Genomic DNA, 25,718 nt, shown 5'->3' on the forward strand with positions numbered 1-25,718 from the left:
CAACTATATAAAACCCACATGGTTTACAGGCTGGATACGTCTGGTCTGGTATCTGGCGGCCTACATTCCTGTAGGATTTCCAGTATTGAAAGATGCTTATAAAAGTATCATCAAGGGAGACGTGTTTTCAGAATTCTTTCTGATGAGTATTGCAACCATTGGTGCTTTCGCCATCGGAGAATATCCTGAAGGAGTAGCAGTAATGCTTTTTTATGCGGTAGGAGAGGTATTCCAGTCAATGGCGGTTACCAGAGCGAAAGGAAATATAAAAGCATTATTGGATCAGCGTCCTGATGAGGTAACGGTTATGGAAAATAATCAGCCAAAGACCATGAAGGCCAAAGAAGCTAAAATTGGAGACGTCATACAGCTTAAACCCGGTGAAAAACTGGCGCTGGATGGGGAGTTGCTTTCAGATTCTGCTTCATTCAACACCGCAGCTTTAACAGGAGAAAGTAAACCTGATACCAAAAATAAAGGAGAGGTGGTTCTTGCTGGGATGATCAATATGAACAGTATTGCTCTGGTAAAAGTAAATACCGCTTATGAAGACAGTAAGCTGAGTAAAATTCTCGAATTGGTTCAGAATGCCACCGCTCAGAAAGCACCGACAGAATTGTTCATCAGAAAATTTGCAAAAGTATACACACCTATCGTGGTATTTCTTGCCATAGGAATCTGTTTGCTTCCCTATTTTTTTGTGAATGATTATCAGTTCAGAGACTGGCTGTACAGAGCATTGATATTCCTTGTGATTTCTTGCCCTTGTGCCCTTGTGATCTCAATTCCGTTAGGATATTTCGGAGGAATTGGGGCAGCAAGTAGAAACGGAATTCTGTTCAAAGGAAGTAATTTTCTGGACAGTATTGCAGAGATCCAGAATGTAGTGATGGATAAAACAGGAACCATGACAGAAGGTGTATTCAAAGTTCAGGAAGTAAGCATAAGCCCTGAATTTAACAAAGAGGAAGTCCTTCAGCTCGTTAATGCTCTTGAAAGTAAAAGTACCCACCCCGTAGCTACAGCGATCCACAATTATGTGGGAGATATCAATCATTCCATTCTTTTAGAAAATGTAGAAGAAATTGCCGGTCATGGGCTGAAAGCCGCGGTTAATGGAAAAGAGCTTCTGGTAGGAAACTTTAAGTTGATGGATAAATTCAGCATCACTTATGATCTTAACCATGCCAATATTGTCTATACAGTCATTGCGGTAGCTTATGATAAAAAATTTGCAGGATATATCACGATTGCAGACAGTATAAAAGAAGATGCCAAAGAAACCGTAGACAAACTGCATAAAATGAATGTTAAGGCTACAATGCTGAGCGGTGATAAAAGTACCGTTGTGAAATATGTGGCAGATCAGTTGGGAATAGACAATGCATTCGGGGATCTTTTGCCTGAGGATAAAGTAAACAAGGTTAAAGAAATTAAAGCCGGAAACCAGACCGTCGCTTTCGTAGGAGATGGAGTAAATGATGCTCCGGTAGTTGCTTTAAGTGATGTGGGAATCGCAATGGGAGGATTGGGAAGTGATGCCACTATTGAAACAGCAGACGTCGTGATACAGGATGATAAACCAAGTAAGATTCCAATGGCGATCAACATCGGTAAACAAACGAAAAAGATCGTTTGGCAGAATATTGTCCTTGCCTTCGCTGTAAAAGCTGTTGTTCTTATCCTCGGGGCCGGAGGGCTCGCAACGATGTGGGAAGCTGTATTTGCTGATGTAGGAGTAGCATTGCTTGCTATTTTAAATGCGGTGAGGATTCAGAGAATGAAATTTTAGGAAGCAAATAATAAACACAACTCAATTATATTCAATAAAAGCTCTGCTGAATTTCAGTGGGGCTTTTGTTTTAAATTATACATCATGCAGCCATTCTGTATAAATCCGTATTATGCTGCTGAGACTCCTACAGAGTGACAAAGGGATTGTTTTTACTTTCTATATTAGATATGTTAAATTTTATCTGAGATAAAATCTTTGTGCCTTAAAACAGTAAGTATTTAAAAAAACTTTCGTCTTTGCGATTTCCAACAATAAAAGACATGTAATAAAAAAGCTCTGCCAAAAACATCAGCAAAGCTTTTATCAACAAGATTAAATTTGATATAAAGAACTAAATTTTGTTTAGATCTCAAGTTTTATTCAAAGTTCGGGATAAACTGAGCCTGAAAACAGGCACAGTTTTGTGATTTTTATAGGTAACAGTAGATAAGCATAATGACATTCATCATAAATCTATTATAAAACAGTTTTGAAGTAGTATATTTGTAACACAGAATAAATCGTTGAGGTTAATACTTTCCATATTCATCATTTTTACCGTCGCATTACGTCCTGTTTTGCCACTGGTAAACTATGTGGTGAACTATGATTATATTGTGAAAAACCTTTGTGAAAACAGAAATGTACCACAATCAACCTGTAAGGGAAAATGTTATGTGGAAAAAGAGCTGGCAAAAACAGAAAAACAGTCCAATAGCCCTCAAACCATAAAGATCGCAGGATTAGATGTTTTTATTTCTTATGATATCCTTTCATTTCCCTCTCAGTTAAACGCAGAATTACTTACTGAAATTCCAGATTCCAGTTATTTTAATTCTCATTCCTCAGAATACTTTTCAAGGATATTCCATCCTCCATTGGCTTAATTTTATTATCAACTACATTTTTAGTCGAATGATGAAAGTTCTTGCAGCTTTTGTCAACAGGCCCCTAAAGATACACTTTGCAATTCATCCTTGTGAGAAGTGAGGAAGGTACTGTTTTCAAAAGAAAATACTGTGCTTTTTTAGACTTTTGTATTGTATCATAACATCATTTAACATTATTAATTTCAATTTAACATTAAAATGAAATCTCTTATTATTTTGACTGCTGTGCTGTCAATATCATTACTGGCGTGTGCTAAAGAAACACCTCAGGTAAAGCATGCAAGCCATATGGACTCTTCCGGAAAGAAAATAGAAAATGTACAGGTAGTGAATGAAGAAGACCCTATCTGCCACATGAAAACTTCCGGATCTATTAAAGATACCATGGTATATAAAAATAAAACGTATGGTTTTTGCAGTGTGTACTGCAAAGATGAATTTAAAAAAAGCCCTGAGAAATATGCCCAAAAATAAGAAGACCAATAATAAAAGTAAAGTAATCATACCAATTGCGGTATTTGCATTGCTTTTTCTGGGAATCGGCGTAGGAATGGGATATTTTAAAAAAAATCTTTATACCGTAATGAAAGTTCCCGATTTTGAACTGACGGATCAGAACAATAAAAAAATCACCAATAAAGATATGCTGGGAAAAGTATATCTCGTTGAGTTTTTCTTCAGCAAATGTCCTACGATATGTCCCGTGATGAATACCAATATGAAGGCGATCCAGAACCAGATTAATGATCCGGACTTCGGTATTATCTCCATCAGCATTGATCCGGAAAACGATACTCCATCAGCATTGAAAGAACATGCTCAAAGAATAGGTGCAAAATCTCCCAATTGGCATTTTCTGACAGGAGACCGTACATACATAGGAGATCTTGCTGATAAATTTAATATCTACGTAGGAGACAAAGAAGATGAAGGGGAAAGTCTGAATCATAGCGGAATGATTGCCCTGGTAGATCAGGATGGAAATATCCGATGCAGATACAACAAAGAAAATATGCCTATTCTTTATTATTCAGGATTGAATTACGGAGATCCGGAAGGTAAAACACCTATGCTGACAGGAAAATACCATCCTGACAGAGAAATTCTGATCGAGGATATTAAGAAATTATTGAAATAGAGAAAGAGGGAAGCTGGATATTTGAAGCCGGAAGTTATTCCAGACGATGCAGCTCTGGCGATTTTGAGAAGGCTGTAAAGGTAAATAGAAGTTGAAGGAGTTATGTTACCACATTCATTACTTCCAGCCTCCATCTCCCATCTTAATAAAAAACATTGTTCAACCATAAACAAAAACGTTATGAAGATTATGAAAATAGCTGCTTTAAGTGCAGTTTTCGCAGCCCAGTTTGCACTGGCTCAGTTTAAGCAGACACCTCTGCCATATGCCTACAATGCTTTGGAAGGGAATATTGATGCCCAGACCATGGAAATTCATTATTCAAAACATGCTGCAGCCTATGTAGCTAACCTGAATAAAGCGATTGCAGGAACTCCACAGGAAAAAGAAACCCTGTTTCAGATTCTTTCCAATGTTTCAAAACTGCCGGCAGCCGTGAGAAATAATGCAGGAGGTCATTACAACCACGAATTGTTCTGGACGGTTCTTACGCCTCAGAAAAATACACAGCCTTCAGCAAAGTTGGCAAAAGCCATTACTGAAACTTTCGGAAGTATGGATGCTTTTAAAGAAAAGATGTCTAAGGCAGGAGCAGACCGCTTCGGATCAGGATGGGCGTGGCTTTCTGTAGATAAAAACGGAAAATTGTTCGTTTCTTCAACTCCTAATCAGGACAATCCTTTAATGGATGTTGTGGAAGAGAAGGGAACTCCTATTTTCGGAATTGATGTCTGGGAACATGCTTATTATTTAAAATATCAGAATAAAAGAGCAGATTATCTTAGTGCTATCTGGAATGTTACCAACTGGAAGGAGATCAGCAGAAGATATGACGAAGCTTTAAGCAAGAAATAATCTGATGAAATTATTTTACAGCATACTTTTTACTTTTTATATGGTACTGAGACCTTTGGTGCCATTGATGGAGTATGCTGTAAATTATGATTATATTGTAAAAGTTCTCTGTATCAATAAAAACAGGCCGGAGATTCACTGTAACGGAAAATGTTACCTGAGTAAAGAACTCGCCAAGACCAGTGATCCGGAATCTTCACCCTTTCAGAAACTCAAAAACTCAGGACAGAAAATTCTAGATACCTATATTCTGCCCGAAATTACAGAGATCATTACTGCTGAAAAAAGGATGTTTCTCAATTTCAGTTTTACCTACGAAAGAGCTTATTCTTTTCTGTTTCTTACCCACATTTTCAAACCGCCGCTTTTTTAAGTTAAAACTATCAATATTCAACCACAAAAGTCACAAAAGCTTACATCAATTAAGAATCAAAGATTTTTAAAAGCTTAAGTGTTCTTATTATACATAAAGCTTATCACTTAATAAACTTAAGTGGAAAAATTCTTGTGTCTTTTGTGGCAAAAAAAGAATGTTTTTGCATTCAAAAATTGTAATTCAACTTAAAAAATCAACAATGAAAATTTCTCAATTTTTATCACTATTCTTTATTGCCTTTACTGTATTCTCTTTTGTAGCCTGCGAAAGCAGCAGAGACGATGATAATCCACAGGATACCACCCCCGGAAAGCTTCAGATCAAATTTGAAAACGGGTTCAATAATGTTGGAGATATTGTTCTGAATCAGACGGTTCAGACTTCTTCTAATGGTCAGAAACATAATTTCTCTGCTTTGAAATACGTCATCAGTAATATCGCACTGATAGACGAGAACGGGAACGAGTTTAAATACAATGAAAATAACCCTGATAAAGGTGCTTTTATCGTTGATCAGGCAGATGCGGTAGCAGGAATTATCTATCTTAACCTGGATGGGGTTCCGAAAAATAATTATAAAAAAATAAGATTCGGATTGGGAATCAGCCAGAAAGCCTACTTATTAGGGCAGGACGGACAGGCTGAATTCTGGACTAAGGCCAAGCAGAAAGGAATGTCATGGTCATGGGCTGCCGGCTATGTTTTTGTAAAGCTGGAAGGGAAATATGGCGCAGATGCTCCGTCTCAGGAATTCATGAACCACACTGGAAATATGGGTAATACTGCAGCCAACAATACACCGGATCTTTATCGGGAAATCACATTGAGTCTTCCAACAACGGCCAGGGTAACAGGGCAAATCCGCCCTTCTGTTCATATTCTGGCAGACCTGAACCAGTTTCTGAGCGGAGAAAAAGCACTTACTCTTACCACATCCAATGATATGCTGATGGGGTCCAACCAGCATCTGGCAGATGTTACCAATAATCTTACAAAGATGTTTAAAGTAGACCATGTTCACAATGATTAATTTTTTTATCAAAACGATACTCGTTCTGCTTGTATTGGTATTAAGTTTCGTTTCATGCTCTGATGAGGTTATTCAGCCACTTGAGAAGGATGAAGCCTATAACCTCCGGTTTCCGTCTTATTTTCCGGAAATGACTTTCGATCAATCAATGAATCCCGTGACAAAAAACGGAGTGGAACTGGGACGAAAATTATTCTATGAAGGCAGGCTTTCCAGAAATAATACCATTTCATGCGGTTTCTGTCATATACAGGAAAATGCCTTTACCCATCACGGCCATACCGTAAGCCATGGTGTGGACGACAGAATCGGAATAAGGAATGCGCCACCCATTCAGAATATGGCTTTTTTGAAAAGATATATGTGGGACGGGGTGATTCACAACCTGAATGAACAGCCAATCAGCCCGATTACAGATGTCAATGAAATGGACAGTTCCATACCGGAGGCTATTTCAAAAATAAAAGATGACCAGAAGTATAAAAAACTGTTCAGGGAAGCTTATGGTGATGAAACGATTACCGGAGAAAGAATCCTAAAGGCATTGTCACAGTTTATGGCTTCCCTGATCTCAGCAGATTCAAAATATGACAGATTCAGACAGGGAAAAGAGCAGCTGACTTCGGCAGAATCTCAGGGAATGGCTTTGTTTGGACAGAAATGTGCTTCCTGTCATAGTGGAGAACTGTTTACTGATGAAAATTTCAGAAATACAGGAATGTATTACAATACGGAATTCAAAGATGCCGGACGCTACAGAGTTACTCTTAACCAGGGAGACTGGATGAAATTTCGGGTTCCTAGCTTAAGAAATGTAGAATATACAGCACCTTATATGCATGACGGAAGATTTTACACCTTGGAGGCAGTACTTAATTTCTATTCGGACCAGGTGGAAGATAATCCGAATCTTGATCTGCAGCTGAAGCAGAACGGTCATACAGGAATTGCGATGAACAATCAGGAAAAACAATCGATCATTGCATTCCTGAAAACACTATCGGATAAAAGTTTTATATCCAATCCAAAATTTGCAGAATAATTTATAGAAAACATGAAGAAGATTATAGTAATCATAAGTTTGATCCTGTTGAGTCAGTATCAGGCGAAGACCATTAGAGACAGTGCATACATTGCCCCGGAAACCTTTGGCAGATTCAATTTTGATGATGATTGTGATGCCTGTGGCTGTGCGGCAGGAAACGGATCTTCCGGCTTTGAATCTTTGCTGAATCCACAGTTTGTTGGAATCAAATACTTTGCCCAGCATTACAAAGCCAAAGAAAACTTATTTGTAAAAGATCTTACGCAGGATCAGTATTTCAATACCCTGCAGCTTTGGGGAAAGATTCCGGTGACGAAAAAACTGAGTGTTTATGCAAGCCTGCCCTTCCATTTTCATGAGAAGAAAACGATGCAGGGAGATATCAAAATAAATGGGATAGGAGACCTGAACCTGATGGGAATTTATCAGCTGATGAGTTCTAAAGATAATTTCCATCATCTGAGCGGAGGCTTGGGCGTGAAAATTCCTCTGGGAAAGTTTGATGAAAAAGGAGCATCCGGAGTTAACCCAAGTTTTCAGCTGGGAACAGGAAGCTGGGATTATCAGGCCGCTTTGAATTATAAATTTCAGAAAAATAAAGTGGCAGTATTGGTCAATACGGATTATACCGTCAAAACAGAGAATAAGAAAAACTACCGATTTGGAAATCAGTGGAACTACGCTGCAACGGGCTTTTATCAGGTCGCAGGAAATGAAAAATCTATTTTTTCTGTAAAAACAGGAGTTCAGGGAGAAGTGTATGCTCAGAACAAACAGTTTGACGAAGCATTGCCCAATACTGCGGGAAGTGCTTTGTATGGGAAATTAGGATTTGAAGCTTCTTATAAAAAGCTGAGTCTGGGAAGTGAAATGATGCTTCCCATGTACACCCATCTTGCAGGAGGAGATATTGAAGCAAAATCAAGATTCAGTATTTTCCTGAATATTGGAATTTAAAGTGTACCCTCAATAAAATCATGTTAAAGCTCCTCCGGGAGCTTTAATTGTTTATCAATCATGATTTTAGTTGGGTATTAGGAATAATTATTTATCTTTGCCGGAATTTGGTGAGCCGTAAAAAGCTCTTAAAAGGGAATCCGGTGAAAATCCGGAACAGACCCGCTGCTGTAAGCTCCACACCAAAGTTTTTGAAAAATATATCCACTGTTTTTTTAATGGGAAGGATTTCAAAAATGGAGTAAGTCAGAAGACCTGCCAGACAATAATCGTTTGACGCTTTCGTGGAATAAAGCTTAGGACATCAATGATTCTGTGCAGTGACAGCTGTGCTTTGTCGTTGTATTCTTATATCCATTAGCGTCTTCATGATACTAAATGAGCTAATGGCGGCAAAACTAACTACTTCTGCAATTCATAAAGCTGTTTTCACAATATTGGTGATCACATCTCAACTTTTGTCTTCTCAAACCAGGAAAAAAGACAGTCTTCAGGAAGAGACCATTAAAGGAATCAATCTTTATAAAAAGAATTTTAAAGAAATCATTCCGGCACAAACCATGCAGGGGGAAGTGCTTGAGAGACTGAACAGTCATTCTGTAGCTGATGCACTCCGGTATTTTTCAGGGGTTCAGATCAAGGATTATGGTGGGATAGGAGGTTTGAAAACCATTAATATCCGAAGTATGGGAAGCCAGCATGTGGGAGTTTTCTATGATGGAATTCAATTGGGGAATGCGCAAAACGGACTGGTGGATCTTGGAAGATATTCATTGGATGATCTGGAAGAAATATCATTATATAATGGACAGAAAAGTGAAATTTTTCAGCCAGCAAAAGATTTCGGATCCTCAGGATCCATCTATTTACAGCCAAAAACTCCTGTATTTAAAGGAACGAGAAAGACCAATCTCGTGATAAGGACAAAAAGTGCTTCCATTGATCTCTTTAATCCGTCATTCCGGTTGGAGCAGAAAATTTCAGACAGGATTTCTGCCAGTTTCAGTGGAGAATTTATGCAGAGTGACGGGATTTACAGATTTAGGTATGCAAAGAAATATCCTGACGGCCAGCAGGCGTATGATACTATTGCAAAGAGACAGGATTCAGATATTAAAGCAAAACGCTTTGAAACCTCTTTCAACGGAGCTTTAAATAACGGAAGCTGGAATATCAGGGGATATGGTTATATTTCGGACCGTGGGATGCCGGCTCCTATTGTCAATGGTCGTTTTGGAGGAAGAGGGGCAAGACTTTACGATGAAAATTATTTTGTGCAAGCCAACCTGAGAAAAAAACTGTTCCCGAAATTTGAAACACAGCTGAAAGCAAAATTCGCTTACGATTATACCCATTTTATGGATACAGTTCGTTCGCAGTCTATTATTCATACCGATAATACCTATATCCAAAGAGAACTTTACCTTTCCTCATCGAATATCTATTCAATTACACCCAATTGGGATGTCAGTCTGAGTGGAGATTTCCAGTATAATAATCTCGATGCTAATCTGGATAACTTCTCTTATCCTACACGTTACACCACATTGGTAGCATTGGCGACAACGTATCAGTGGAACAGGCTCAAAATCCTGGGAAGTCTTTTAGGAACTTTTACGTTTGAAGAAGTAAGAAAAAACAAAAGACCGGGAGATGCCAGAGAGTGGACACCTGCCGTTTTTATGAGCTATCAGCCTGAAAAAATTCCTGAGCTTACCCTAAGGGCATTCTATAAAAGAATTTTCAGGCTTCCAACCTTTAATGATCTGTATTATACCAATATCGGAAACACTTACCTGAAACCGGAGTTTACCAACCAGTATGACCTCGGATTTACCTATCAGAAGAATTATAACAACCGTTTCTTTAAAACCTTTTATGCTAAAGCAGACGGCTACTACAACAAAGTACAGGATAAAATTGTAGCCGCTCCTAACGGAAGCATGTTCCGATGGCTGATGATGAACCTTGGAATGGTGGAAATCATAGGAGCTGATGTCAATGTACAGACCGAACTTCAGCTGGGAAAAGTAACCTTTAGACCTTTACTTTCCTACACTTACCAAAGCGCAAGAGATATGAGTGATCCGGAAGATACCTTTTATCGCAATCAGATTCCTTATACACCATGGCACAGCGGATCTTTCAGCCTTATGGCAGATTACAAAGACTGGAGCTTCAATTACAGTGCGATGTACGTAGGAGAAAGATATGATGTGAATCAGGACAATATTCAGTACAATTATGTGCAGCCCTGGTATACTCACGATCTGTCAGTTCAGAAAAAATTCAACTGGGCGAATCATCAATTTAAAGTAAGCCTTGAGATGAATAATATTTTCAATCAATACTATGATGTTGTTATCAATTACCCTATGCCCGGAAGAAACTTTAAACTTATTCTAAACTTCACTTTATGAGAAAAATAAACTTTTACTTTTTATTTCTGGTATTAGCTTTTCTTACCTCATGCCGTACAGATGATATCATCGTCCGCCAGGAAGTGGTAGAAGGACTTCCTTCAGAAAATACTGCAATAAAGGGGTTTTATATGCTCAATGAAGGGAATATGGGAAGTAATAAATGTACCCTGGATTTTTTTGATTATACCAAAGGAACCTATTACAGAAATATCTACGCAGAAATCAATCCCAATGTGGTAAAAGAGCTTGGAGATGTAGGAAACGATATTAAAATCTACGGAAGCAAACTCTATATTGTTGTGAATGTTTCCAACAAAATTGAAGTTCTGGATGCCAAAACGGCTAAACGTATTACGTCTATTCCCTTGCAGAACTGCAGATATCTTGCCTTCAAAAATGGAAAAGCTTATGCCAGCAGCTATGCCGGCCCTGTAGCGATTAACCCGAAAGCACCGAAAGGAAAAGTGGTGGAAATTGATACTACTTCTCTTTCCATCCAGCGCGAAGTGGTGGTAGGATACCAGCCCGAAGAACTGGAAATTGTAGGGAATACATTATTTGTAGCCAATTCCGGAGGATACAAAGCTCCCGATTATGACAATACGGTTTCCGTAATCGATCTGAACACTTTTACAGAACTCAAAAAAATAAATGTTGCCATTAACCTTCATCACATTAAAAAAGACAATTATGGCGATCTGTATGTAAGCTCCAGAGGAGATTATTATAATGTTCCTTCCAATCTTTATATAGTGGATGCAGCAACAGGAACTGTCAAGAAAAACTTTCATCTCTCAGTCAGTGAAATGACAATTGTTAATGATAAACTCTATTTCTATGGCAATGAATTCAATTACAATACCCACAGCTATAAAAAATCATTCGGAATCATTGACGTGAAAACAGAAGAAATAATCGCCAACAGAATTTTTGACAAAGAGTATGAAGATGCCATTAAAACGCCTTACGGAATTGCAGTAAACCCTATCACAGAAGATATCTATATGACAGACGCAAGAAATTATGTTTCGATGGGATTTGTGTACTGTTTTGATAAAAACGGACATTTTAAATGGAAAACGGAAGGTGGAAATATCCCTGCCCACTTTGCTTTTTTATATAAATAACCAAATGTTAAGAAATGAACAGAAATAGCTTTACTTATTTAAAAATCGGATTTTTATCATGTTTCCTTACAGGAGTAGTAGCCTGTAAGCACGATGATGAAGACGAATTTACATTTAACGGTCTTGATGATTCTTATTCCATAGAGCGTTTTAAAGTGTTGAGTATTCCGACCCACGCATCAGGATCGGTTACATGGAGTATCAATGATTCTATTATTTCTCAAAACTCAGAACTCGAATTTATCAGTCCGAAGGCAGATGCTTATCCTTTGACTTTAAAGATTAACAGTAAAGGAAATGAGCAGGTTTATCATTCTAAAATAATCGTTACCAAAGAAAAAATACCATATAGTAAATATATTGCCAAAGTATTGGAATTTCGTCCTGCTGTAGGACAGTTTATGAATGAGATCCCGGAATACTTACCCGGAAATACAGCAGCAAATATGCTTCAGAAAGCAAATGAATCTTTGGTAGGAGGTAATTCTACCATGATCAGCCTGGGCGGATATGGCGGATATGTAGTTTTCGGTTTTGATCATACGATTCCCAATTTGAATGGAAGAGATTTTAAGGTGCTTGGCAATGCTTTTTTTGGGAATGATGCCAGTGAACCTCGCTCAGGATCTTGTGAGCCGGGAATTATTATGGTAGCCTACGACAGGAATAAAAATGGAAAACCGGATAACGATGAATGGTACGAAATTGCAGGCAGTGAATACTTTAAAAATACAACAGTAAAAGACTACAGCATCACTTACTATAAGCCTGATGAGAATAAAATACCCATACCCGGAACGGAATTCTGGCAGACAGATATACAATATATCAAATGGAATGACAATCTGGGAAACCAGGGATTTAAAACGAAAAATACGTTTCACGTACAAAGCTATTATCCTTTATGGTTTACAGAATCTTCTTACAGTTTTTCAGGAACCAGGCTTGCTAATAATTTCTTTGATCAGAGCGGAGACGGATCCTATTGGGTAGGAAGATCATATGAGTTTGGATATGCAGATAATGCGCCGAATAATGATGATGCTTCCAATATTGATATTTCATGGGCAGTAGACAGAAGCGGAAAATACGTAAAACTTCCGGGAGTTGATTTTATGAAAATATATACAGGGGTCAATCAGGAAGCCGGCTGGCTGGGAGAGATTTCTACAGAAGTGGCAGGAGCCTACGATTTACACTTCAAATAAGTCAATAATACAATCTATTTAAATTAATAAAAATGAAAAAGTTTTATCTTTTTATGATGCTTTTTCTGTTCGCATGCGTATCGAATGCACAGATAAAAGTTCAGGGTGTACCCCGAAATGACATTTCAGGGATCAGTAAACTTAATACCACCACGATCAGTTTTTCTGATATTCAGTATTGGGTAGGATCAGGAACCAACCAGGCTGCTTTTGTAGTACAGTGGAATGACAGTAAAAATCCTGATACCATGGTCTGGGGGTATAAGTGGGATGGAAATGCTACAGGGGAGGATATGTTGAAAGCTATTGCTAAAGCAGACCACAGACTGTATACACTGCTATATCAGGGAACGCAGTTTGGATCTGCAGTCGGAGGGATAGGTTTTGATCTTAACGGCCAGGGTACCAATGCTCTGATCAAAAGTGGAAATACCACGTATCCATTATATCCGGTGAATGGTTTTGTCAATACGACAGCTTACGATTTTGACAGCTATACTATTGTAGACGCAGCTAATGATCACTGGCAGTCCGGATGGACGGTTAACGGATACTGGGCTTATTGGGTAAAGAACCCGACGGATGCGGATTTCGGATATTCCAGTGTTGGAGCCTCTTCACGGACTTTGGTAAATGGTTCATGGGATGTCTGGAATTTTAATGTAGGATTTAATGATACTCCAATTTCCTCTACCATGACTCCGGTTTCTCCGTATGTAGCCTCTAATAACTTTACCAATGGCTATTTCATGGTGAACGAAGAATGGTTTGGTCATACCAATGGTTCTGTAAATTTTATTGATAATAACGGTCAGATCAATTACCGTGTGTACAGTAATGTAAATAATAATCAGGCTTTCGGTGCGACTACACAATATGGAACGATCTACGGGGATAAATTTTACTTTGTGTCAAAGCAGGCTGCTGACGGTGGAGATACTCAATATACTCCGGGAGGAAGGCTGGTTGTTGCCAATGCACAGACTATGCAGAAACTTGCCGGTTTTAATAACATCGGAGGAGGTGACGGAAGATCATTTGTAGGGGTAAACGAACATAAAGGGTATATAGGAACTTCTACAGGGATTGTTCTGTTTAATATCGACAATTTGCAGGTAGGTTCTCTGATTACCGGAACCGGAGGTAACGGACAGATTGGAAATATGATCCGTACTTCACAATATGTTTTTGCAGTGAAACAAGGTGCAGGAATTTTAGTCATTGATCCGAATACAGATACGGTAGTGAGTACTATTGCAGGTGGGTTTTATTCAGTGGTTCAGGCTAAAGACGGAAGTGTATGGGGAATTCAGGATCAGAAACTGATCAGCATCAACCCTGTCACTTTTGCGACACAGGTTTATAATATCCCTACTACTAAATATATTGGTGACTGGGGAGCATGGAACGCCGGCAGATTTACAGCAAGCAACAAAGAAAATGCATTATATTGGATCAATTCCATCAGCAGCTGGAGTTCAGGAACACAGATTGTGAGATTTGATGTTACCACCAAGACATTTAACGAAAATTTTGCTGCAATTCCCGGTCAGACAGGGCAGTTTAAACAAATTCCTTACGGTGCAGCTCTTCGTGTCAACCCAATTACCGGAGAATTGGTTCTGAATACAACAGAAAGCGGCTACGGAGCACATTATCAGAAAAACTGGATTCATACCTATGATATGACCGGGGCTCTTATCAATACCAAAACATTGAATGACTACTATTGGTTTCCTGCACTGACGGTGTTTACCAATAATTCAGTTCCTGCTGTAAGTAATATTTTACCTTCACAGGTTACAGTAGGAAATACAACTTCGATCGATCTGAAATCAGTAATTTCTGATGCAGACAACATGACAGTATCCGTTGTAAAATCTATAAAATCAAACAGCAGTCCTATGGTTGTCTCTGCTGTTATTAATAATAATGATGAGCTTGTTTTGACGCCGCTTGCTTCAGGAACTTCTGATATTGTGATCCGCTTTAACTCAAACGGTAAGTTAGTGGAGAAAGCGCTTGCGGTAACCAGTACAACATCAACTTTAGCTACTGCTGAGGTGAAAAAGCTTGAATTCAGTATTTATCCGAATCCGGTTACTGATATCCTTACTCTTAAAACACAGGAGAAAATCCAGAATGTTTCTATTTACGATACTTCAGGAAGAGTAATCAACACACAGTTGAATAATGGACAAATTAATGTAAGTACGCTTCCGAAAGGGATTTATATTTTGAAAGCTGTGACAGATAAAGCAGTATATCAGCAAAAACTGATTAAAAACTAATACTATCGCAGATAGTTAATCTTGTTAGTCTGACCCTGGCCGTAATTGGCCAGGGTTTTTTATTGGACTTGGAAAATACTGCAGATATGATAACAGTTTGGTATATAAAACCCGGCAAGCCTTTAGGCTTGCCGGGTCTGATTTATAATGCATCTTGTTTTACTTGATGATCACCTTTTTAGAATATGTTTTTCCTTCTTTTGTGGTAATGTTCAAGATGTATACTCCTTGTGGCTGTTTGGATTCAAATGTATTTGAGGTCAGCTTGGAACGGAATACTTCTTTTCCTGAAGTATTGGTGAGTGTTACCTCTGAACCTTCTGCTGAAACATTTTTGTCAAGAGTAAACTGTCCGTTTTGACTGTGAGCCATGAAATTGATGAATGGATCTTTGTACTGATAAGCGTAGTATACTCTAAGCTCACCACCAATATTCAATAACCCTGAGTTAACATTAATCTTGATACGGTCAAAAGGAATATTCATTGTCAGTTCAATTTCTCCTTTGCTTGGGTCGCCGGCTCCAATGTTGATCAGTTTTGTGGCAAGACTTGTGTAATCGTTGTTGGAAACATCTCCATTAAATGTTTCAATAGAAACACCGCCCAATACCTGAGCAGACAGAGGAGTTCCGTTTGAACCAATGGCAAGAACAAGCTTGTTGGTATTGTTTGCGATATTGGTAGTAGGGAAGATCAATGTCTGCTCTGTTCTCGCCAGAAGCCCTACTGAAACTTGTAAAGTAGAGTAGTCATTCTCATTGCTCCCTACAGCATTCTGTGGATTCAACACACCACAACCAAGACATACTCCAAGTACCTGATTGGTCTGACTGCTTGCATAGGTTTTTACAATCTGTGCATAAGATACTGCACTTGTTAAAAATAGGAATGATGCCAGCATTGCAGCTTTCACAGTGCGGCGGCCAAGTAATAAATAAGTTTTCATATGTAGAAAAATTTTGGGTTTTAGCTTTTTTGTAAATTTATAAATAAAATGATTATGTTGTTTATTTTATTTCATATTTATGTGATTTGTTAATTGTTTGTTGATATTAGTAATTATGGATTTGTTTTATTTAATTTTTTTTTTAATATTTCTATAAATACCAATACGAAAAACTACGGCAGGCTATAAGCCCGCCGCATTTTTTTGTTTCCTGCCAAATTATTTGATTATAATTTTTTTGGAATATGTTTTTCCTTCTTTAGTCTGTATGTTCATTATATAGACACCTTCAGACTGTCTTGACTCAAATGTATTTGATTTCAGTGCAGAGCGGAATACTTCCTTTCCTGAAGTATTGAACAAAGTGATCTCGGATCCCTCTAAAGAGACGTTTCCGCTAAGAGTAGTCTGTCCGTTCTGACTGTGCGCCATAATATTGATTAAAGGATCCTGGTAAGCATAATAAATTCTGAATCCTCCACCAAGGCTCAGGACACCGCCGGTTAAGCCTATTCTTACTCCATCATAAGGTTTTGTCGGTTTAAATTCAACCGTACCTCTGTTGGGAGTTGCTCCCAGTTTAAGCAGGCTTACATCTATTGTTCTGCGGTCTTCATTTGAAGTGCCGCCGTTCATCGTCTCAAGGGTTACCCCGCTCAGTAATTGCACAGATAAAGGAATATTGTCTGTTCCGATTCCTACTACCAATCTTGTATCTGACCTGAGATCAGGAAAGGTCAAAGTCTGCTGAATACCACCTAAAAGAGCAGTACCCAATACCATTGTTGAATAATCATCTTCGTTGTCTCCGATAGCATTCAAAGGATTGTCTACACGACATCCGAGACATGCTACTCCAAATACGCCTGAATTTTGTGCATGGGCGTAAATTCTGTTCTGAGCCAGAGACATTGTACCGGTTGAAAAGAAAAATAAAGCCATCAAACCGGCTTTAAAGGAGAATTTGTTTCTCAAAAGTAGATTGAATTTCATGTTATATATTTTAAAATGAATAGTTTTATTCAAATGTAAGGATTAATGGAAGAAATAGGAAATAATATTTCCAATATTAGTGATATTTTTAATGAAATTTAATACAGCTTTCTCGTTGAAAATGAAAATAGCATTATCGTTTTGATTAATGGAATTATAATTGAGAAGGTTATTAGGGGTCAGTCTCAAAAGCTGGGGGGATATTGTATTTATGGAATTTAAACTAACGCAAAGTTTTTAGCCTCTTATCTCATATTTTCAAGGAAGCAAAGGATGGGATCAATTTCATTGATTCTTTCTAAGCAAATACATATCCACTAAGCTCCTTCAGCGACAAAGTCGCACTTCTTAGCTTTCTAAAATAAAACATTTGAATCATTTTTCTTTGCGATTAAAAAATGACCTGTCGGTTCAATAAAAGTATAGATTTTGTACTAGCCCCCAACTTTTGCGCTTGATTCAAGAATCACCAAAAAGAATAGTAAGAAACGAAAAAAGGACTTTCGAAAAAGTCCTTTTGTAGCCCGTAGGGGAATCGAACCCCTCTTACCAGAATGAAAATCTGAGGTCCTAACCGATAGACGAACGGGCCCTCTATCTTCCATTGCCAAGGCAATGTGTTAGCTTTTGTTTTGATAAGTATCAACTCTTATTGTAGCCCGTAGGGGAATCGAACCCCTCTTACCAGAATGAAAATCTGAGGTCCTAACCGATAGACGAACGGGCCGGTTAGTTATATTTATAGCTTTAATACGCTCTTTAAAAAAACACTGATGTTATACAGTGTTTTTTTAAAATGTAAGTAGCCCGTAGGGGAATCGAACCCCTCTTACCAGAATGAAAATCTGAGGTCCTAACCGATAGACGAACGGGCCGGCTATATTATTACGCTAATTTATTAACGTGCTTTGTTAATTTGCTTTTTAAGTTAGCCGCTTTGTTTTTGTGGATAATGTTTTTCTTAGCTAATTTATCCAATAAAGCGATAACTTTTGGCAATTGTTCTGTAGCAGCAGCTTTGTTCTCTTCATTTCTTAAAGCTTTTAAAGCTGTTCTAGCAGTCTTGTGATAATATCTGTTACGAAGTCTTCTAGTTTCGTTTTGTCTGATTCTCTTTAGTGCTGATTTATGATTTGCCATATCGTTTAAATGTGAGTGCAAAACTATAAACTTTTTTTTAAACTACCAAATTATTTTTTAAAAAAATTAATTTTCTTCTGAGAGGTACTTTCTAAGTTTATTTATTGCCTGTTCTATTTTTAAATTTTCCTGTTCTTTTTCTAATTTTTTGATCGTATTTCCCAGCATGATCAGTGCATTGTTCCATTCTCCAGTGGTATTGGTGAAAGTAAGTCCGTCAATTGTTACTTCAAAAGCAACCCTTTCTCCAGTCCTGTAAAGTCTGAAACTGATTTTATCATCTCTGCCTGTAATCCCGTCTTCATTGATTTGTAAATCATAACTTTTTGGGTTAGAGTGGATTTTCTTAAAAAGCAATTTCGCTTCTTGTATTTTTAAATCCGGCATGATATAAAATTTGATAGTCTGCAGCCAGCTACAAACATGATTTATAAATAATTTTTTTTCACCTGTGTCACCATATGGTGTGACCCATTATGGTTAAAAATTTTTTGCAAATATAATGCTTTTGTCAGATATAATGTAAACAGAATCTCTTTTTAAAATAAAAGCAATTGTCTTTTTTATCGAATATGATTCTTCTTCAGTATATTATAATGATATGTTATGCATTATTTATATGTATTTGCCACTAATCGGGAAAAAATTCTTTTTCAAGATCAAAAGTAAATATAATCTAATCAATTAGCTGTTGAAGCAATTAAAAAACCTTTAACAAATCTGTTAAAGGTTTTTAACTGTAGCCTATAGGGGAATCGAACCCCTGTTGCAAGAATGAAAATCTTGAGTCCTGACCACTAGACGAATAGGCCAAATTTTGAGGTTGCAAAAGTAAAAATTAACTTTTAAACTTCAAAATTTATTTAGAAATTATTTATATACTTTTTGTATCACTGTATTTTTGATGCCTTTAGCTTCAAGTTCCTTTTGAAGTTTTACAGCATCTTCCAGTGTGTATACTTTTCCATAGGTATAATAGAATACACCGCTGTCTTTTTCTCTTTCCACATCTTTCAGGTTCTGAAGAATATAAGAATTGCCATTCAGTTTATCACCGGAATAGACTTCTATTGTATAATATCCCATGCTGATTCTCTGGTTAGGCATGAATCCTACGGCAAAAGCATTTCTAAATCCTGCGTCCTTGGCCGTTTTAAGATTAATATCCTTTACAGAGGCCATATTTGTTACAGCATAGTAATATTTATATTGTCCGTTTTCTTTAAGAGTCAGGATATAATTCAATCCTTTAAGAGCAGGGTCGTTCTCATTATACTTTGTAGGTGAGCTCATCAGTAAAATTCTGAAATCATTTTTCAGAGGAACCTCTGCCGGTTTTTCAGGTTCAGGTTTTCTAACCGCAACAGAACCTCCTGATTTTCTGTCAATCGCTTTCTTATAATCGATAATTGCATTATAAATACTTTCTGCAATTTCAGTCTGCCCTTTGTCGGATGCTATATAATGGCTTTCCTCAGGATGATTGATAAAACCTGTTTCAATCAGTACAGATGGCATGGCATTCATACGGAGAACGTGAAGGTTTTTCTGAAATACTCCTCTGGAAGACCTTTTATCTTTATTGACAAAATTATCTTCAACCAATCCTCCTAAAAGAAGGCTGGATTCAAGATATTTACTCTGCTGAAGTTTCAAAGCAATTAAAGATTCCGGTGAATCCGGGTTGTAAGATCCAAAGGTCTGCTTATCTTTTTCGTCCAGAAAGATCACATCATTTTCTCTTTTGGCTACCTCAAGGTTTTCATTATTCTGGTTAGGTCCCTGTACATAAGTTTCGGTACCATACGCTGTAGGTCTTTGTGAAGAATTACAGTGAATGGAAACAAAAAGGTCTGCCTTGCTTCTGTTGGCAAGATTCGTTCTGTCGGATAGAGATGGATATTCATCGATTTTACGGGTATATATTACTTTGAAATCCCTGTTTTTTTCTAACATCGCACCTATCTTTAAGGTAATAGCAAGGGTAATGTCTTTTTCTGCGACTCTTCCGATGTCTGCGTAGGTCCTGTTGGCCCCGTGATCACTTCCTCCGTGTCCGGCATCCAAAACGATAGTGAACTTCTTCTGAGAGAAAATAAAGTTACTGGCAAGGATAAGGAGAAATGATAAAATTATTTTAAAATTTTGTTTGTGCATCTTACAGTTATAAAAATTATATTAATTTTGGGCCTTAATTATATAGTATAAAATTGGCCAAAACCGTCTTCAAAAATATATTACAAATTTTAATTATCCTAATTTTTAACAATTTTTTAGCACAGAAAACTCCTGAAAAATTGCCTAAAAATGCGGTTAATGATACTATTTCCAAAAAGGATACCATAGTTGTAAAAAAAGAATCTTTAAATGATGTTCTTCGAACAAAGGCAGACGATCAGAGAAGAGATGTTCCGAAAAAAATGACATTCCTGAATAAAAACGCACAGGTGAAATATCAGGATATGCAGATTGATGCAGATTATATCTCAATAGATGATAATAAAAATCTTATCTATGCCAGAGGAAAACAGGATTCTTTAGGGAAAATAATTGAGCCCGTAATCACGACCCAGGCCGGAAAAAAATACGAGACCAACGAATTCAGCTATAATACAAAGACGAAACAGGCTATTGCTTTCAATGCCCGTACAGAAGAAAGCGAAGGGGTAATTATAGCCCAGAAGACCAAAAAATATAATGATTCGGTATTCGCAATGAGAAAAGCGGATTATACAACGGATGATTATTTCATTAAGAAAAAAGATACGGCTGCGGATTATTTTATGAGAGCTTATAATATTAAGCTGATTAAAACCAAAACAAAATCCCAGATCGTTACAGGTCCTATCCAGATGTTTATCGAACAGGTGCCTACCCCTCTGTATCTTCCGTTTGCCATTTTACCGTTTTCCGATAAAAGAGCTGCCGGAATTCTGATCCCGAGTTTCGGGGAAAGAGAAGATGTGGGTTTCTTTCTGAACGGGATAGGGTATTACCAGCCTATTGGAGAACACTTTGATCTTAAGGTTTTAGCGGATATTTATACAAAAGGAAGCTGGAACTTGCGCCCTCAGGTAAACTATCAGAAAAAATACCGGTACTCAGGTAACTTTACTGCAGATATCGGTACTATGGTAAGAGGAATCAAAGGTTTGGACGATTATACCAAGAACAGTACCTATAGAATCAACTGGACTCACTCCCAGGATTCCAAGGCCAATCCTTTTCTTACGTTCAGTGCTTCTGTGGATATTGTAAGTACAAAGTTTTATAATAACCCACTTAACAATAACTACATTTTCAACCAAAATGTACTGAATACCCAACAGAATTCTACGGTAACCCTTACCAAAAGATTCCTGAAGCTTCCGATGACCATTACCGGAACGGCCTCTTATTCCCAGAACTTTGCAACAGGACTGGCAGATCTGCGTCTTCCGCAGATGAACGTAGCAATCAATCAGTTTTATCTGTTTAAATCAAGAACAGGCATCAGACAGGGGCTTCTTGAAAATATTACAGTGAACACAGGCTTCAATCTTACCAATTTTGTAAATACTCAGGAAAATGAGCTGTTTAAAAAAGAAATGTGGGATAAGATGCAGACCGGTCTTAAAAATAATATCGCATTGGCAACCAACACAACAGTAGCCAAATACTTTACATTCAGCTTAAGTGCCAATATTGATAATGCCCTCACTACAAAAACACTGAACAGATATTATGATCCTGTAAAAAATGTAACAGTTGATGAGATTAAGAAAAATTTCAGCGGATACTCTACCTTCTCTACTTCTGCCAGCCTTCAGACTACATTGTACGGGATGCTGAAATTCAAAAAAGGATCCGCAGTGGAGGCCGTAAGACATATGATGACACCAAGCGTTAGCTTCACATATTCTCCGGATTTTTCAAGTCCTAATTTCGGATACTACAGGAACTATTATAATGCTACCGGAGCTTTAACCCCTTATTCGATTTTTGAAAAAGGGATTATTGGAAGTCCTTCCAGTGGGATGCAGGGGGCATTAGGTTTCAACATTGGGAACAATATTGAAATGAAAATAAAGTCTAAGAGTGATTCTACAGGAGTGAAAAAGATTAAAATCTTTGAATCTTTAAACCTTGCCGGAAGCTATAACTTTGCTGCTAAAGATCATCCTTGGTCTGTATTCTCCATCAACGGACAGTCGTCTTTCTTCAATAATAAGCTTACCGTAAATACCAGTCTTGCGCTGGAGCCTTATAAAATTGATTTTTCATCAGGTCAGGACACCGGAATAAGAACAGAACAGTTCGGTCACTTCAGTGTTCAGGGATTCAATGTTCAGTTATCATATCCTTTAAGCAGCGAGATTTTTGGAGAGAAAACAGATTATGCTAAAAAATATTCATCAAAAGGAGAGGTTCGAAATGAAAATTATTATTTTGATGATGATCATTATGCTCATTTTGATCAGGCCTGGACTTTAAATATCAGCGCTAACTATGCTTACTCCAAAGGACTGAGCAGATTTGCCAATAAAATTGCATCTATCGGACTAGATGGCAGCATCAAGCTTACTCCTTACTGGAATATCAACGGAAGTACCCATTATGATATGGTGACTAAAGAATTGGCATATACAAGGATCGGTTTTTCGAGAGATCAGCGAAGCTTTACAATCAACTTCAACTGGGTGCCTTTCGGTCAATATAAGGTGTATGACTTCTTTATTGGCATCAAAGCCAATATCTTAAGTGATGCCTTAAAGTACAAAGACAGAAGCTTTACCCAGCCTAATGCGCCTTTCTAATATCAGATTGGCATTTGTAAATATAAATTTTATATTTGCAACCAAAATAAATTCTAATGAGATCACTGCAAGACAGATTTTTTTATAAAGAATAGAGTGGGCAGTGACAGTATATGAGCTTAAAAAAATTAAATATCCACATATGAAACAAATAATCAACACCGTGAATGCACCTGCAGCTATCGGACCTTATTCACAAGCTAATATGGCCAATGGGGTTTTATACATCTCCGGACAGATTCCTGTAGATCCTGCAACGGGTAAATTGGTAGAGGGAATTGAGAAAGAAACGCATCAGGTAATGAAAAACCTTGAGGCGATCCTTACAGAGGCTGGAATGACTTTTAAAAATGTTGTAAAAGCTACCATCTTCCTTAAGAATATGGATGATTTTGCGGTAATGAATGATATCTATGCATCTTACTTAGATTCAGAAAGCTATCCTGCCCGTGAAACAGTACAGGTTTCATGTTTGCCTAAAAATGTGGATATTGAAATTTCTATGATCGCACATCAGGATTAATGAACTTTATAAGAAATACAGTTGCGGTTCTGATAGGTCTTGGTATTGCAGGACTTATTATCACTCTTGGTATAAGGGCTTTTCCGCAATGGGTAACTTTTGAGGCTTTCGCTCCGTTTGAGCATTGGCAGAGATTTCTTTTCAGCATGAAAGATGATAAGGCATTTTTTGGCTTCCTTTTATTCATTTCCGGACTGGGAACTACTATTGGAGGAGTCGCTACAGCCATTATTGTCAAATATGCTAAAGTGGCTTATGCTATTCTGATAGGGTTTATCATGCTCTTTATTGCTATGCTGGATGTTATTATTTTTCCTTATCATCCTACATTTTATAAAATTTCTATTTTCCTTACCTTTTTCCCTTTTTCCTGGATTGGCGGTAAGATTGTAGAAGTGATCTATGAACGGAATAAGAAAAAGAGGATTGCCGAAAAAATGAATAATAAATAAAAAACGCTGCAGGTTTTTGCAGCGTTTTTTTGTTGATATGAAAAACTAATTTTGTTTTCTTAATTAAGGCATTTTGAATCCTCTCTGGTAATTTCTTCCGTAGTCGTCCATGTATTTTATTTGAGCGGTTCCGGAGAACTTAGTCAGTAAGTTTTCTACGTCTTTCTGTGAGTTGACAGGTTTTCCATTGATCTCTGTAATGATATAACCGTCTACAATTCCTGCTTTGGCCATCTCACTTCCTTCTATAACGTTTTTAGCAACAACTCCGCTATTTAAGCCGTAATAAGCTTTTGTTCTGTCATCAATGCTTTGGAATTCTGCTCCGATTTTTTCCGTCACGCTAAGATCTGCTTTTGTTCTTGTGGAAGTCCCGCCTTTTTGGTCTCTAAGCGTTACGTTCGTTGTTCCTTCTTTACCATTTCTCAGATAAGTTACCTGTACTTTATCACCCGGACGTTTGCTTCCGATAGACATAGAAAGATCTGCAAAATCAGTAATGTCATAGGTATCTACTTTGGTAATAATATCACCTTTTTTCAGGCCTGCATCTTCAGCACCACTGTTTTCACCAAATCCTGTAATATAGATTCCGGACCCTACTTTTAGGTTCGTTTTATATTGCTGATTGTAGGAGCTTACCAATTGATCATTTGAAAGATCCAGAGACTGTACTCCTAAGAATCCTCGCTGTACAATTCCGAATTTCTTGATATCCTCAACAATTTTTCTGGCAAGGTTGGACGGAACTGCAAATCCATATCCCTGATAGTATCCTGTAGTAGATTGAATTGCCGAGTTGATCCCAATAAGTTCACCATTGGTGTTCACCAATGCACCACCTGAGTTACCCGGGTTGATCGCAGCATCCGTCTGGATGAAGCTTTCAATAGGATTAGCGGCTTTTCCCTGGCTTCCAAGGATTCCAATACCTCTTCCTTTTGCAGAAACAATACCTGCTGTAACTGTAGAATTTAACCCAAGTGGGTTTCCTACTGCAAGAACCCATTGTCCTACTTCAATATTGTCAGAATTTGCAAAATTTAAATAAGGAAGTCCTTTCTCTTCAATCTTTAATAAAGAAATGTCTGTATTAGGGTCTGTTCCAACCAAAGTAGCAATGTAAGACTTCTTGTTGCTTAATACGACTTCTAGCTTATTAGCGCCTGCTACTACGTGGTTATTAGAGATAATATATCCGTCCGGAGAGATGATGACACCAGAACCCATTCCTGATGGCATGTTGTCAGGGGCCTGTTGCTGCTTTTGTCTCTGCTGGCCTCTTCCTCCACCGAAAGGATCTCCAAAGAAAAAGTCGAACAGGTCTTGCTCTGAAGCTCTGCTTGAAGTTCTGCTTTGGTAATTTTTAATGGTAACTACAGCTGGAACGGTTGTTTTAGCCGCTTTTACAAAATCATCACCTACTGCTCCCGTATTCATTCCTGCGAATGAGGTGTTTGGTGCTGATGTTGTAAAATAAGATTGATCTCCATTGTTGGAGTTGTGTCCGAAATATTGTAGAGCTCCAACGGTAGTAGCTCCGGAAATGACTCCAACTACTGCAAATGGTAATAGTTTTTTTAAAGTACTCTTCATTGTATATCTTTCTTGTTTATTAATTAATTTCTTTTTTATGTTTTTGAGTAAACAAATTTAATGTTAAATAAGTAAGCAATTAGTATGCTATGTTTCAATTTTAACTAAAATTTAACGGCTATTATATCATTTTGTGTCTTAAATCATAATTGTTAA

Annotated in this window: 22 protein-coding genes, 4 tRNA genes and 1 riboswitch; of the genes, 16 read left to right on the forward strand and 10 right to left on the reverse strand. The window is 37.6% G+C overall.

The genetic code is table 11. The features are described from left to right. The first annotated feature begins 142 nt into the window (after positions 1-142). The 13 genes from AC3FI7_RS18250 to AC3FI7_RS18310 all read left to right on the forward strand — a co-directional run bounded on the left by AC3FI7_RS18250 (position 143) and on the right by AC3FI7_RS18310 (position 15,114). Positions 143-1,792, forward strand: a complete 1,650-nt coding sequence (locus AC3FI7_RS18250; RefSeq protein ID WP_373995767.1) for a heavy metal translocating P-type ATPase — start codon at positions 143-145, stop codon at positions 1,790-1,792. A gap of 506 nt (positions 1,793-2,298) precedes the next feature. After that, complete coding sequence (locus AC3FI7_RS18255) at positions 2,299-2,661, forward strand: hypothetical protein (RefSeq protein ID WP_142725293.1); 363 nt, start codon at positions 2,299-2,301, stop codon at positions 2,659-2,661. Between the two features lie 201 nt (positions 2,662-2,862). Next, the gene (locus AC3FI7_RS18260) at positions 2,863-3,138 is read left to right on the forward strand and encodes a YHS domain-containing protein (RefSeq protein WP_343660206.1); all 276 of its coding nucleotides are present in this window, start codon (positions 2,863-2,865) and stop codon (positions 3,136-3,138) included. After that, positions 3,125-3,802, forward strand: a complete 678-nt coding sequence (locus tag AC3FI7_RS18265; protein ID WP_172617102.1) for an SCO family protein — start codon at positions 3,125-3,127, stop codon at positions 3,800-3,802. The genes AC3FI7_RS18260 and AC3FI7_RS18265 overlap by 14 nt, the downstream gene beginning before the upstream one ends. A 180-nt stretch (positions 3,803-3,982) precedes the next feature. Continuing rightward, complete coding sequence (locus AC3FI7_RS18270; RefSeq protein ID WP_142725295.1) at positions 3,983-4,657, forward strand: superoxide dismutase; 675 nt, start codon at positions 3,983-3,985, stop codon at positions 4,655-4,657. A gap of 4 nt (positions 4,658-4,661) precedes the next feature. Further along, positions 4,662-5,030, forward strand: coding sequence for a hypothetical protein (locus AC3FI7_RS18275; protein WP_343660203.1), 369 nt, complete (start codon positions 4,662-4,664; stop codon positions 5,028-5,030). A 202-nt stretch (positions 5,031-5,232) separates the two neighbouring features. Next, on the forward strand, positions 5,233-6,063 hold the full coding sequence (locus AC3FI7_RS18280; RefSeq protein ID WP_343660202.1) for an MbnP family protein: 831 nt from the start codon (positions 5,233-5,235) through the stop codon (positions 6,061-6,063). Continuing rightward, positions 6,056-7,105, forward strand: a complete 1,050-nt coding sequence (locus AC3FI7_RS18285) for a cytochrome-c peroxidase (protein WP_491460649.1) — start codon at positions 6,056-6,058, stop codon at positions 7,103-7,105. The genes AC3FI7_RS18280 and AC3FI7_RS18285 overlap by 8 nt, the downstream gene beginning before the upstream one ends. A 12-nt stretch (positions 7,106-7,117) precedes the next feature. Beyond that, positions 7,118-8,065 carry a transporter gene (locus AC3FI7_RS18290; RefSeq protein ID WP_142725298.1) on the forward strand — a complete coding sequence of 316 codons (948 nt, stop codon included), beginning with the start codon at positions 7,118-7,120 and terminating at the stop codon, positions 8,063-8,065. Positions 8,066-8,156: 91 nt separating this feature from the next. Next, a riboswitch (cobalamin riboswitch) is annotated at positions 8,157-8,342 on the forward strand. Positions 8,343-8,451: 109 nt separating this feature from the next. Beyond that, a complete protein-coding gene (locus tag AC3FI7_RS18295) occupies positions 8,452-10,485 on the forward strand; it encodes a TonB-dependent receptor plug domain-containing protein (RefSeq protein ID WP_343660197.1) in 2,034 nt (677 codons plus the stop codon). Further along, entirely contained in the window at positions 10,482-11,615 is a 1,134-nt protein-coding gene (locus AC3FI7_RS18300) for a YncE family protein (protein WP_142725300.1), read from the forward strand. Before AC3FI7_RS18295 ends, AC3FI7_RS18300 begins: the two co-directional genes overlap by 4 nt. A gap of 14 nt (positions 11,616-11,629) precedes the next feature. Further along, the gene (locus AC3FI7_RS18305; RefSeq protein WP_491460650.1) at positions 11,630-12,823 is read left to right on the forward strand and encodes a cell surface protein; all 1,194 of its coding nucleotides are present in this window, start codon (positions 11,630-11,632) and stop codon (positions 12,821-12,823) included. 32 nt (positions 12,824-12,855) lie between these two features. Beyond that, on the forward strand, positions 12,856-15,114 hold the full coding sequence (locus tag AC3FI7_RS18310) for a DUF5074 domain-containing protein (RefSeq protein WP_491460651.1): 2,259 nt from the start codon (positions 12,856-12,858) through the stop codon (positions 15,112-15,114). Positions 15,115-15,273: 159 nt separating this feature from the next. Here the strand turns inward: AC3FI7_RS18310 and AC3FI7_RS18315 are convergent, their stop codons facing one another. The 9 genes from AC3FI7_RS18315 to AC3FI7_RS18355 all read right to left on the reverse strand — a co-directional run bounded on the left by AC3FI7_RS18315 (position 15,274) and on the right by AC3FI7_RS18355 (position 20,352). Next, the gene (locus tag AC3FI7_RS18315) at positions 15,274-16,062 is read right to left on the reverse strand and encodes a T9SS type A sorting domain-containing protein (RefSeq protein WP_142725303.1); all 789 of its coding nucleotides are present in this window, start codon (positions 16,060-16,062) and stop codon (positions 15,274-15,276) included. Between the two features lie 219 nt (positions 16,063-16,281). Further along, a complete protein-coding gene (locus AC3FI7_RS18320) occupies positions 16,282-17,055 on the reverse strand; it encodes a T9SS type A sorting domain-containing protein (RefSeq protein ID WP_142725304.1) in 774 nt (257 codons plus the stop codon). 520 nt (positions 17,056-17,575) lie between these two features. Next, a tRNA-Glu gene (locus tag AC3FI7_RS18325) sits at positions 17,576-17,647 on the reverse strand. Positions 17,648-17,710: 63 nt separating this feature from the next. Beyond that, a tRNA-Glu gene (locus AC3FI7_RS18330) sits at positions 17,711-17,782 on the reverse strand. Between the two features lie 76 nt (positions 17,783-17,858). Beyond that, positions 17,859-17,930: transfer RNA gene (locus AC3FI7_RS18335), tRNA-Glu, on the reverse strand. 10 nt (positions 17,931-17,940) lie between these two features. Beyond that, positions 17,941-18,195, reverse strand: a complete 255-nt coding sequence (gene rpsT, locus AC3FI7_RS18340; protein ID WP_002983073.1) for a 30S ribosomal protein S20 — start codon at positions 18,193-18,195, stop codon at positions 17,941-17,943. 66 nt (positions 18,196-18,261) lie between these two features. Continuing rightward, positions 18,262-18,582 carry a hypothetical protein gene (locus tag AC3FI7_RS18345; protein ID WP_047380487.1) on the reverse strand — a complete coding sequence of 107 codons (321 nt, stop codon included), beginning with the start codon at positions 18,580-18,582 and terminating at the stop codon, positions 18,262-18,264. A 353-nt stretch (positions 18,583-18,935) separates the two neighbouring features. Continuing rightward, positions 18,936-19,007, reverse strand: a tRNA-Glu gene (locus AC3FI7_RS18350). Positions 19,008-19,065: 58 nt separating this feature from the next. Further along, on the reverse strand, positions 19,066-20,352 hold the full coding sequence (locus AC3FI7_RS18355) for an N-acetylmuramoyl-L-alanine amidase family protein (RefSeq protein WP_172617103.1): 1,287 nt from the start codon (positions 20,350-20,352) through the stop codon (positions 19,066-19,068). Positions 20,353-20,405: 53 nt separating this feature from the next. Here AC3FI7_RS18355 and AC3FI7_RS18360 point away from each other — a divergent pair, with 53 nt between their 5' ends. The 3 genes from AC3FI7_RS18360 (at position 20,406) to AC3FI7_RS18370 (ending at position 23,966) form a co-directional block, all read left to right on the forward strand. Next, positions 20,406-22,991, forward strand: coding sequence for a putative LPS assembly protein LptD (locus tag AC3FI7_RS18360; RefSeq protein WP_291904566.1), 2,586 nt, complete (start codon positions 20,406-20,408; stop codon positions 22,989-22,991). 142 nt (positions 22,992-23,133) lie between these two features. Beyond that, a complete protein-coding gene (locus AC3FI7_RS18365) occupies positions 23,134-23,514 on the forward strand; it encodes a RidA family protein (protein ID WP_027380362.1) in 381 nt (126 codons plus the stop codon). Beyond that, positions 23,514-23,966 carry a hypothetical protein gene (locus tag AC3FI7_RS18370; RefSeq protein WP_142725306.1) on the forward strand — a complete coding sequence of 151 codons (453 nt, stop codon included), beginning with the start codon at positions 23,514-23,516 and terminating at the stop codon, positions 23,964-23,966. The genes AC3FI7_RS18365 and AC3FI7_RS18370 overlap by 1 nt, the downstream gene beginning before the upstream one ends. Before the next feature lie 63 nt (positions 23,967-24,029). Here the strand turns inward: AC3FI7_RS18370 and AC3FI7_RS18375 are convergent, their stop codons facing one another. Then, on the reverse strand, positions 24,030-25,562 hold the full coding sequence (locus tag AC3FI7_RS18375; RefSeq protein ID WP_142725307.1) for a trypsin-like peptidase domain-containing protein: 1,533 nt from the start codon (positions 25,560-25,562) through the stop codon (positions 24,030-24,032). Between the last annotated feature and the right edge of the window lie 156 nt (positions 25,563-25,718).

This window comes from Chryseobacterium sp. TQ-BC-N36, assembly GCF_058382295.1.

Coding starts and splice junctions, on each gene's coding strand:
- AC3FI7_RS18250 (WP_373995767.1), top strand. CDS start 143: ATGAGTATTGCAACCATTGGTGCTTTCGCCATCGGAGAATATCCTGAA.
- AC3FI7_RS18260 (WP_343660206.1), top strand. CDS start 2,863: ATGAAATCTCTTATTATTTTGACTGCTGTGCTGTCAATATCATTACTG.
- AC3FI7_RS18265 (WP_172617102.1), top strand. CDS start 3,125: ATGCCCAAAAATAAGAAGACCAATAATAAAAGTAAAGTAATCATACCA.
- AC3FI7_RS18270 (WP_142725295.1), top strand. CDS start 3,983: ATGAAGATTATGAAAATAGCTGCTTTAAGTGCAGTTTTCGCAGCCCAG.
- AC3FI7_RS18275 (WP_343660203.1), top strand. CDS start 4,662: ATGAAATTATTTTACAGCATACTTTTTACTTTTTATATGGTACTGAGA.
- AC3FI7_RS18280 (WP_343660202.1), top strand. CDS start 5,233: ATGAAAATTTCTCAATTTTTATCACTATTCTTTATTGCCTTTACTGTA.
- AC3FI7_RS18285 (WP_491460649.1), top strand. CDS start 6,056: ATGATTAATTTTTTTATCAAAACGATACTCGTTCTGCTTGTATTGGTA.
- AC3FI7_RS18290 (WP_142725298.1), top strand. CDS start 7,118: ATGAAGAAGATTATAGTAATCATAAGTTTGATCCTGTTGAGTCAGTAT.
- AC3FI7_RS18295 (WP_343660197.1), top strand. CDS start 8,452: ATGGCGGCAAAACTAACTACTTCTGCAATTCATAAAGCTGTTTTCACA.
- AC3FI7_RS18300 (WP_142725300.1), top strand. CDS start 10,482: ATGAGAAAAATAAACTTTTACTTTTTATTTCTGGTATTAGCTTTTCTT.
- AC3FI7_RS18305 (WP_491460650.1), top strand. CDS start 11,630: ATGAACAGAAATAGCTTTACTTATTTAAAAATCGGATTTTTATCATGT.
- AC3FI7_RS18310 (WP_491460651.1), top strand. CDS start 12,856: ATGAAAAAGTTTTATCTTTTTATGATGCTTTTTCTGTTCGCATGCGTA.
- AC3FI7_RS18315 (WP_142725303.1), bottom strand. CDS start 16,062: ATGAAAACTTATTTATTACTTGGCCGCCGCACTGTGAAAGCTGCAATG.
- AC3FI7_RS18320 (WP_142725304.1), bottom strand. CDS start 17,055: ATGAAATTCAATCTACTTTTGAGAAACAAATTCTCCTTTAAAGCCGGT.
- rpsT (WP_002983073.1), bottom strand. CDS start 18,195: ATGGCAAATCATAAATCAGCACTAAAGAGAATCAGACAAAACGAAACT.
- AC3FI7_RS18345 (WP_047380487.1), bottom strand. CDS start 18,582: ATGCCGGATTTAAAAATACAAGAAGCGAAATTGCTTTTTAAGAAAATC.
- AC3FI7_RS18355 (WP_172617103.1), bottom strand. CDS start 20,352: ATGCACAAACAAAATTTTAAAATAATTTTATCATTTCTCCTTATCCTT.
- AC3FI7_RS18365 (WP_027380362.1), top strand. CDS start 23,134: ATGAAACAAATAATCAACACCGTGAATGCACCTGCAGCTATCGGACCT.
- AC3FI7_RS18370 (WP_142725306.1), top strand. CDS start 23,514: ATGAACTTTATAAGAAATACAGTTGCGGTTCTGATAGGTCTTGGTATT.
- AC3FI7_RS18375 (WP_142725307.1), bottom strand. CDS start 25,562: ATGAAGAGTACTTTAAAAAAACTATTACCATTTGCAGTAGTTGGAGTC.